Source organism: Pseudomonas sp. Eth.TT006 (assembly GCF_054456575.1).
The window spans coordinates 409,450-418,742 of record NZ_JBTJEN010000003.1 but is presented as its reverse complement, the minus strand read 5'-3'; the positions used below and the strand labels follow the sequence as shown (position 1 = coordinate 418,742).

Genomic DNA, 9,293 nt, shown 5'->3' with positions numbered 1-9,293 from the left:
ATCAGCTCAGTCGACATTGATGCTGAATGTGCCGGCCCCCTCGTGAGCAAGCCCACTCCCTCCCTTGATCGCGGTTAACTGCGAATCCTTCATCCAGCCGTAATCCACTGTGGGAGCGGGCTTGCTCGCGAAGGCGTCAGGTCAGTCGCCATTGATGCTGAATGTGCCGGCGCCTTCGTGAGCAAGCCCACTCCCACCCTTGATCGCGGTTAGCTCCAAATCCTTCATCCAGCCGTAATCCCCTGTGGGAGCGGGCTTGCTCGCGAAGGCGTCAGGTCAGTCGACATTGATGCTGAATATGCCGGCGCCTTCGTGAGCAAGCCCACTCCCACCCTTGATCGCGGTTAGCTGCGAATCCTTCATCCAGCCGTAATCCCCTGTGGAAGCGGGCTTGCTCGCGAAGGCGTCAGGTCAGGCAACATTGATGCTGAATGTGCCGGCCCCTTCGTGAGAAAGCCCACTCCCACCCTGGATCTGGTGCGCAGACACATCCTGCCAATAAACATGCGCGGCGCAGGGGGCTGGCTGATCTAGCCTTTTCTCAATTCAACCATGAACAAGGCAAAGGAATGCCCACACGTTATTCATCACATCGCCTGCGAACGGGTCGTCATAGCGAAGAAAGCCAGATCTACCTTTTAACGGCCAACACCTTGGGAAGAGAACCAGTGTTCAAGGATTACAGGCTCGGTCGATTGGTTGTGCATCAGTTCCGGCAGGCGCAGGAAGAGGGGTTTGCCGACACATTGGCATGGGTGGTCATGCCGGATCATTTCCATTGGCTGATCCAGTTGCAAAAGGGAACACTTGGTCAATTGATGTGCCAGGTCAAATCCTTGAGCACTCGTTCAGTCAACAAGGCAGCCGGTAGATCGGGAAGCCTTTGGCAGCACAGTTTTCATGACCATGCGTTACGTCGAGAGGAGGATCTGGTGAAACTGGCCCGCTATGTAGTGGCTAATCCACTGCGGGCCGGACTGGTGGAAAAACTCGGTGACTATCCGTTATGGGATGCAATCTGGGTTTGAACTCAAGATGCGCATTCACCGAATACATCCGAATAAATGCGATCCCCAAGGGAGCGGGCTTGCTGGCGAAGGCGTCAACTCAGTCGACATTGATGCTGGCTGTGCCGGCCCCTTCGTGAGCAAGCCCACTCCCACCTGGATTGCGACCCGCCGAAGTCCCTGATCACCGAGGCTCCCACTGTGGGAGCGGGCTTGCTCGCGAAGGCGTCAGGTCAGTCGCCATTGATGCTGAATGTGCCGGCCCCTTCGTGAGCAAGCCCACTCCCACCTGGATTGCGACCCGCCGAAGTCCCTGATCACCGACGCTCCCCCTGTGGGAGCGGGCTTGCTCGCGAAGGCGTCAGTTCAGTCGCCATTGATGCTGAATGTGCCGACCCCAGCAAGCCCACTCCCACACTGGATCTGCGGTGTTCTCTGAAGGGGAGTTACTGCGCCCCGAACATCGCCGTCCAGTAAATCCCGGCGCTGCTCTTCGGATCGGTCGCGTAGGCGGCGCCGAGTTCCTTGTATTGCGGGTTCATCAGATTGGCGCAGTGCCCGGGGCTGGCGAGCCAGCCTTCTACGACTTTGCCCACGGTGTCTTGCCCGGCGGCGATGTTTTCGCCGACTAGTTGCCCGCTGTAGCCGGCCAGTTCCGCGCGGTCGCCTGGGGTGCGGCCGTCGCGATCCTTGTGGTCGAAGTAATTGTTATTGGCCATGTCGCGGCTGTGATCCTGAGCGATTGTGCCCAAGCTGGCACTCCAGGCCAGCGGTGCAGCGGCGGCAAACGCCTGGCCACCGCATTGGCGCGGCTGGGCGCGGGCGGTGTTGAGCTGTGCGAGCAACTTCAGGCCTTCGCTTTGCGCATCGCCGAGTTTCGCCGACAGCAGCGGTCGCGCCAGGACAATGCGCCAGTCGCGATCATCACGGCTGACGCCCACATCGACAAACTGCGGATCGAGCACCACCTGACAGAAACTTTCCTTAATCGCCTGCATTGCCGACGCCGCATCGCGCGGTCCGTTGAGGGTGATTGCCTGCACGTTGACCATCGGGTAACTGGCGCTGGCCATGGCCTGTTGCAGATTGACCGCGCCGGTGGCCGGCAGTCTCAGCCGTGGATCGGCCGCCAGCGGCGCCAATTCATTGGACACCTGAGTGCCGCAACGCTGTGGCTGGCTGCGGTAGGCGTTGATCGACTCGATTAGCTGCGACTCGTCGCCAGCCATGGCCGAGGCGGCGACGGTCAGGCCCACGGACAGCGCGGCGAAACGCAAAACGGATGGCATGAAACGCATGGAAATCTCCCTGGTGCGGAATGCGCTCATGATGCGCGAAAGGCCCCCGGTCCGTGCAATGTCTTTTTCTTCATCGAGGCGGTTTTTCTGCGGAACGTTGCGTCGTTGTTGGCCGTCTACACTCTGCGACGACCCCGGGAACCGGGCGTCTCCCCCGACGAAACACCTTGCCCGGACCGGGCGCTGCCGGAAGAACTGACATGGGATTGAAATGGTTGGCAGGCTGTTTTGCAGTAACCCTGATGGCTGGCGTGGTGATGGCCACCGAGCAGGCCCCGATCAAGGCCAAGGCCGAAGAAAAAGCCCAGGTGCTGGAGGAAAAAGCCGCCGACAACGTCAGCGCGGCACCGGCGCCGAAATCCGAAGCAATTACCCCGACTGAAGTGCAAGCCGTAGACCCGGCAGGCACCGCGCCGCTGGACGATCCGATCACCTGCCTGGCGCGCAGTATCTACTGGGAAGCCAAGGGCCGCGACACGCCGGAAATGGAGGCGGTGGCCAGCGTGGTGATGAATCGCCTCGGCCATGACGGCTTCCCGAGTACCGTTTGTGCAGTGGTCAAACAGGGTTCGGAAACCAGGAGCTGCCAGTTTTCCTGGTGGTGCGATGGCAAGGCCGATCAGGTCAAGGAAGACGCCGAATACACCCTGGCCAAGGATATCGCCGGCAAGGCGCTCAACCGCCAGCTCAAGGATCGCACCCATGGCGCGCTGTACTTTCATGACCGCAACGTGCACCCGAGCTGGGCCAAGGCCTACAAAAGGACTGCCAGGGTCGGCAAATTCCTCTTCTACAAACCCGCCGCTGGCGATGCGCGTTAGACGCAGACTTCGCGCACGCAATTGCGCAGCCAGCGATGCGCCGGGTCGGCGTCCATGCGCGGGTGCCAGAGCATCGACACGCTGATCGGCGGCATTTTGAACGGCAGGGCGAAGCTGTGCAGGCCCATGCGCAGTTTGCTGGTGTGGCGTTCGGGCACGGTGGCGATCAGATCCGATTCGCGCACCAGCGTCAGTGCTGGAGAAAAGCCGCCGAACGAGGTGACGATGTCCCGCGTCAGGCCCAGGGCGAGCAACGCTTCGTCCACCGGGCCGCTGCTGCGTCCGCGCCGTGAGATGAGAATGTGCTGGCCGCCGGCAAAGCGTTTGCTGCTGATCTTGCCTGCACTCAGCGGATGCCCTTCGCGCACCACGCCGATCCACTGATCCTGAAACAGGATGCGGCTGTGCAGCGCCGGGTCGGTGCTGTCATCGACCACACCGGTTTCCAGATCGACCCGACCTTCGCGCAGCAGCGTGCTGTCCTTGTCGGCTTTCTGCACAAAGCGCAGACGCACGCCGGGCGCTTCTTCAGCGATGCGCGCGAGAAGTGCGGCAGCAAAGGTTTCGACAAAACCGTCGGTGTTGCGCAGGGTGAACGTGCGCTGCAACTGGCCGGGATCAAGGATCTCGGCGGGGCGCAGCGCCGCTTCGGCCTCCTGCACCAGCGTGCTGACCCGCTCGCGCAGCTCCAGCGCTCGCGGCGTCGGCACCAGGCCGCGACCGGCGCGCACCAGTAACGGATCGCCGGTGGTTTCACGCAGCCGGGCCAGGGAACGGCTCATGGCCGACGGGCTCAGCCGCAGGATTTGCGCGGCGCGGGCAACGCTGCCTTCGCGCAACAACACGTCGAGGGTGATCAGCAGGTTCAGATCCGGTGTGCTCATGACATGGCGTTCCATGCAGGTATCAAGTGCAAAGCATGCGTCTTGCGCCTTGGGTTGTCGAGATTCAGGCTATGCCGTCCGACCTTTGCCGCAGGAGCGCCCGATGCCCGCATCCCCCTTGAGCCCCCAAGCCCGCTGGGCGCTGACCAGTCTGGCGCTGTCGATGTTGATGCCGTCGCTCGATACCAGCATCGCCAATGCCGGCCTGCCGACGCTGGCCACGGCGTTTGACGCGACGTTTCAGCAGGTGCAGTGGATCGTGCTGGCGTATCTGCTGGCGGTCACCACGTTGATCGTCAGCGTCGGGCGGCTGGGGGACGTGTTCGGGCGGCGGCGCCTGCTGCTGATCGGCATCGGCATCTTTGCCAGCGCGTCCTTGGGCTGCGCGCTGGCCCCGGGGCTGGGCTGGTTGATCGGCGCGCGGGCGGTGCAGGGGCTGGGCGCGGCGATCATGTTTGCCCTGACCGTGGCGCTGGTCACGGATGCGGTGCCCAAGACGCGGGCGGGCAGTGCGATGGGCTTGCTGGCGACCATGTCCGCCACCGGCACCAGCCTCGGGCCGTCGTTGGGCGGGCTGCTGATCGCGCATGTCGGCTGGCCGGCGATCTTTCTCCTGAATGTGCCGTTGGGCCTGCTCAATGCGTGGCTGGTGTACCGCTATCTGCCAGCCGATCGCCCGGCGCAATCGACGCTGGCTTTCGATTACCTCGGCACCGTGGTGCTGGTTTCGACGCTGGCGGCGTATGCGCTGGCAATGACCCTGCACGGCTTTACGTTGACGTTGTTGCTGCTCAGTCTGTGCGGGGCAGGGCTGTTTGTGGTGGTGGAGATGAAGGCGAAGGCGCCGCTGCTTCGTCTGTCGTTGTTCGCCGATGCGCGGTTGAGCAGCAGTCTGGTGCTGACATTTCTGGTGACGACGGTGATGATGACCACCCTGGTGGTCGGGCCGTTTTACCTGAGTCGCGGTTTGGGCATGGGCAGCAGCGTGGTTGGTCTGGCGTTATCGGTGGGACCGTTGCTCGCGGCGTGCGGCGGGGTGCCGGCGGGGCGCCTGGTGGATCGCTTCGGCGCGCGACGCGTGGTGCCTTGTGCCTTGCTCGGGATGGCGACGGGTTGCAGCTTGTTGGCGCTGTTGCCGACCGCGTTCGGGCTGGCGGCGTATCTGCTGCCGATGGCGGTGATCGCCAGCAATTACGCGTTGTTCCAGGCAGCGAACAATAGCGGCTTGATGAGTACGGTCAGTCAGGCGCAGCGCGGCGTGGTCTCGGCCCTGCTCGGGCTGTCGCGCAATCTGGGACTGATCACCGGCGCGGCGGTGATGGGGGCGGTGTTTGCATTCGCCACCGGCGACCCGACGCAGGCCCCGCCCGAAGTCATCGGCAGCGGCCTGCACAGCACGTTCGGTGTGGCGGCGGCGCTGATGATCGTGGCGCTGGTCATCAGCCGAACCCGGATTACGTGTGGAACTTCGCCCGCCGGTGAAGTCGCTGACTGACACGTCCCTGTAGGAGCTGCGGAACGCTGCGATCTTTTGATCTTGCCTTTAAAATCAACATCAAAAGATCGCAGCGTGCCGCAGCTCCTACAGGGCGAGTCTCAACTGGCGTGGGTACTCAGAATGCTCGCCACCTGCTGCGGCCGGCAGTTGAGGTACGGCGAGGATTTCAGCCAGCGCTGGTCCGGGTACCAGGAGAACATGAACTGTCCGTCCTTGAGTTTATCGATCACTTGCTTGGCCACTTGCGGACGCACCGCCGGGCACCCCTGACTGCGCCCGATGCGGCCCTGACGCTTGCTCCACAGCGGATTCACGTAGTCGGCGGCGTGGATCACGATTGCCCGGTCGCGGGCCAGATCATTGAAGCCCGGTTCCAGACCGTCCATGCGCAGCGAGTAACCGTGGGTGCCTTCGTAGCTTTCCTGAGTGCGGAACAGGCCCAGACTGGACTGGTAACTGCCTTCGCGATTGGAGAACTGAGTGGCGAAGTTTTCCCCGGAGTTGGAGCCGTGGGCGACCAGATCGCGCAGCACCAGTTTGCGTTTGCTCAAATCGAAGATCCACAGCCGGCGGGCGGTGGAAGGTTGCGAATAATCGATGATCGCCAGATGACGCGAAGGTCGCGCGCCATTGCTGACCGCGCATTGCATGGCGCTCAAGGCACCTTTCAGCGCCTGGGGATTGAGTTCCGGCGCGGCGTGGGCGAGGCTGGTCAACAGAACCGGCGATGGTTTGCCGGCGGCGAAAGCGGGGCTGCCCGCCACGACCAGGGTCGCGGTGGTCAGTAGAAGTCGGCGCAAAAACGTCAACATTTATAAAGTGTCCTCACTTGCTACTTATTTGGCACTTTGGCTCCTGACTCCCAGTCATACCCACAGACCCATGATTCGGGCCTGACTGTTCAGCGCACCTGATGTAAGGTTGGCCGTCATCGAGACGGCCACGGATTGGAGTAAAGCAGTTGTTCAAAAAGTACGCATGCTACTTGAGCATTTGTTTGCTCGCTGCGCCGTTTGTCGCTTGTGCCGATGAACCGCTGCCGCCGTTGCAGACCTTGCCACCAGCGCCGGCGCCAATGCCGGTCGCACCGCAAAGTCCGTTGCAGGCGGTTCTGATCGGTTTGCCCCAGGCCTGCCCGGCGATTGCTGCCCACCTGAGCGGCGCGGCGCTGACGCAACTGCAGGCGTTCTATCAGCAGCAGGACTGGCTGCCGGTGTGGGCCAGCGAGTCTGGACGCCTGCCGGTGTTGCGCGAGCAATTGCAGCTGTTGGCTGATGATGGCCTCAACCCCAAACGCTATCCGGTAGCGGCCAATCCGCCGCAGGACGGCGAACTGTGCGCCGATATCGACATCACTCGCTACTACCTGCAGGCCTTGCAGGACTTGCATTACGGGCGCCTGTTGCAGTCGCACTTCGAGCCGCTGTGGCATGCCGACGACACCCCGCGTGATCGTCAGGCGGAATTGCTCGCCATCGCCGAGCCTGGCTTGCACGACATCAAGGCCGCGTTCGATCTGGCGCGTCCGCGTCTGGCGCAGTATCAGAGCCTGCGGCATCTGTATGCCAGCCAGCGGCTGCAAGCCTTGCCCCACTGGCAGTCGGTGGGCAACGGCCCGCTGTTACGGCCGGCGATGGAAGACAAACGCGTGCCGGAACTGGCCCAGCGACTGCTCAACGAAGGCTACCTGACGCACGCCATCGGCACCCCCGGCAATGCCTATGACGGCGTGCTGGTGGAGGCGGTGAAAAGCTTTCAGGCCAACCATTCGCTGCAGGCCGACGGCGTGGTCGGGCCGGGGACGATTGCCGAGCTCAACATCAGTCCACTGACCCGTCGCGAGCAGTTGCGCGTAAACCTCGAACGCTTCCGCTGGCTGGCGCAGGACATGGAGCCGGACGGCTTGCTGGTCAATGTCGCCGCCGCTGAACTGACCCTTTATCAGGGCGGGCGACCGGTGTGGCAGACCCGCACCCAGGTCGGTCGCGCCGAACGGCAGACTCCGCTGCTCAAATCCCGGGTCACGCGCCTGACCCTGAATCCGACCTGGACCGTGCCGCCGACCATCTGGAAAGAAGACAAGCTGCCGGCGATCCGCAAGGACCAGACCTTCCTCAGCCGCCAGAACCTGCAAGTGCTCGACGCCCAAGGCCAGCCGTTGGCCGCTGCCGACATCGACTGGGACAACCCCGGCAACATCATGCTGCGCCAGGACGCCGGGCCGCGTAATCCGCTGGGGCAACTGGTGATTCGCTTCCCCAACCCGTTCGCCGTGTACCTGCATGACACGCCGAGCAAAGCCCTGTTCGATAAAGGCCCACGGGCGTTCAGCTCCGGCTGTGTGCGGGTCGAGCATCCACTGCAACTGCGCGACCTGTTGCTGAGCCCGGCGGAACGCAGCCGCACCGATACCTTGCTCGCCACTGGCAGCACCCATGAATTCCGCCTGTCGGCGCCGGTACCGATCCTGATGACCTACTGGACGGCGCAGGTCGGTAGCGACGGCCAGCTGCGCTATGCGCCGGACATCTACAGCCGCGATAACGCGCTGCTGGCGGGGCTGGACGGAGCGCACTGAGCTCAAACGCACAAAACCCTGTGGGAGCGGGCTTGCTCGCGAAGGGGCCGGCATATCCGACATCGGTGTCGACTGACCTGACGCCTTCGCGAGCAAGCCCGCTCCCACATTTGGATTTCAGCGTGTCAGCCAGTGTGATTCGTTGCAGTTGTCCAGCGTCTAGCCCCAGTGTCCCCGCAATCCCATGGGGCGAGACTTCGGAACCCGGCATGCAAGCGCTGTTGAACGAGATTCTTGACGCGGTCCGGCCCCTGATCGGGCAGGGCAAAGTGGCTGACTACATTCCCGCCCTCGGCACGGTGCCGGCCAATCAACTGGGCATTGCCGTGTACAGCAACGACGGCGAGATGTATTGCGCCGGCGACGCCGAGACGCCGTTCTCGGTGCAGAGTATTTCCAAGGTGTTCAGCCTGGTGCAGGCCATCGAGCATTCCGGCGAGGCGATCTGGGAGCGCCTGGGGCACGAGCCGTCCGGCCAGCCGTTCAATTCGCTGGTGCAGCTGGAGTTCGAACGCGGGCGTCCGCGCAACCCGTTCATCAACGCCGGGGCGCTGGTGATCTGCGACATCAACCAATCGCGTTTCGCCGCGCCGGCCCTGTCGATGCGTGACTTCGTGCGGCGCCTGTCGGGCAATCCACAGGTGATCGTCGACGGCAAGGTCGCCGACTCCGAATACCAGCACCGCGCCCGTAACGCCGCCATGGCGTACCTGATGCAATCGTTCGGCAACTTCCACAACGACGTCGAGGCGGTGCTGCGCAGCTACTTCAGCCACTGCGCGCTGCGCATGAACTGCATCGATCTGGCGCGGGCCTTCTGCTTCCTCGCCAACGACGGTTTCTGCAAGCACAGCGGCGAGCAGATCCTTACCCGACGCCAGACCCAGCAAGTCAACTCGATCATGGCCACCAGCGGTCTGTACGACGAGGCCGGCAACTTTGCCTACCGCGTCGGCCTGCCGGGCAAGAGCGGGGTCGGCGGCGGCATCGTCGCGGTGGTGCCGGGGCAGTTCAGCGTGTGCGTGTGGTCGCCGGAACTCAACGCCGCCGGTAACTCGCTGGCGGGGATGGCGGCGCTGGAACTGTTGAGTTCGCGGATTGGCTGGTCGGTGTTCTGAGCCGATCTTTCAATCACGGTGAAACCCTTGTGGGAGCTGGCTTGCCAGCGATGAGGCCGGCACATCCTGCATTGATGTGGCTGAACCAC

The 9,293-nt window shown here is 63.2% G+C and carries 8 protein-coding genes; 5 read left to right on the top strand and 3 right to left on the bottom strand.

Annotation, left to right across the window (positions count from 1 at the left end):
• Positions 1-569 precede the first annotated feature (569 nt).
• On the top strand, positions 570-1,028 hold the full coding sequence (locus ACXR0M_RS07880) for an REP-associated tyrosine transposase (RefSeq protein WP_458831374.1): 459 nt from the start codon (positions 570-572) through the stop codon (positions 1,026-1,028).
• A gap of 425 nt (positions 1,029-1,453) precedes the next feature.
• Here ACXR0M_RS07880 and ACXR0M_RS07875 read toward each other — a convergent pair whose 3' ends face one another.
• Positions 1,454-2,305, bottom strand: coding sequence for a CAP domain-containing protein (locus tag ACXR0M_RS07875; RefSeq protein WP_458831373.1), 852 nt, complete (start codon positions 2,303-2,305; stop codon positions 1,454-1,456).
• A gap of 200 nt (positions 2,306-2,505) precedes the next feature.
• Here ACXR0M_RS07875 and ACXR0M_RS07870 point away from each other — a divergent pair, with 200 nt between their 5' ends.
• Complete coding sequence (locus ACXR0M_RS07870) at positions 2,506-3,126, top strand: cell wall hydrolase (RefSeq protein ID WP_458831372.1); 621 nt, start codon at positions 2,506-2,508, stop codon at positions 3,124-3,126.
• Here ACXR0M_RS07870 and ACXR0M_RS07865 read toward each other — a convergent pair.
• Complete coding sequence (locus tag ACXR0M_RS07865) at positions 3,123-4,010, bottom strand: LysR family transcriptional regulator (RefSeq protein WP_458831371.1); 888 nt, start codon at positions 4,008-4,010, stop codon at positions 3,123-3,125. The two genes, ACXR0M_RS07870 and ACXR0M_RS07865, sit on opposite strands and share 4 nt — an antisense overlap.
• Before the next feature lie 103 nt (positions 4,011-4,113).
• Here ACXR0M_RS07865 and ACXR0M_RS07860 point away from each other — a divergent pair, with 103 nt between their 5' ends.
• Positions 4,114-5,505, top strand: coding sequence for an MFS transporter (locus tag ACXR0M_RS07860; protein WP_458831370.1), 1,392 nt, complete (start codon positions 4,114-4,116; stop codon positions 5,503-5,505).
• Positions 5,506-5,606: 101 nt separating this feature from the next.
• On the opposite strand, the gene ACXR0M_RS07855 is transcribed toward ACXR0M_RS07860, so the two are convergent.
• The gene (locus ACXR0M_RS07855) at positions 5,607-6,320 is read right to left on the bottom strand and encodes a murein L,D-transpeptidase catalytic domain family protein (protein WP_458831369.1); all 714 of its coding nucleotides are present in this window, start codon (positions 6,318-6,320) and stop codon (positions 5,607-5,609) included.
• Positions 6,321-6,469: 149 nt separating this feature from the next.
• Between ACXR0M_RS07855 and ACXR0M_RS07850 the strand changes: the two genes are divergently transcribed.
• Together ACXR0M_RS07850 and glsB are read left to right on the top strand one after the other, a co-directional pair.
• Complete coding sequence (locus tag ACXR0M_RS07850; RefSeq protein WP_458831368.1) at positions 6,470-8,086, top strand: L,D-transpeptidase family protein; 1,617 nt, start codon at positions 6,470-6,472, stop codon at positions 8,084-8,086.
• A 209-nt stretch (positions 8,087-8,295) separates the two neighbouring features.
• Positions 8,296-9,204: a glutaminase B gene (glsB, locus tag ACXR0M_RS07845; RefSeq protein WP_458831367.1), complete on the top strand. Its 909-nt coding sequence runs from the start codon at positions 8,296-8,298 to the stop codon at positions 9,202-9,204.
• Positions 9,205-9,293: the final 89 nt, after the last annotated feature.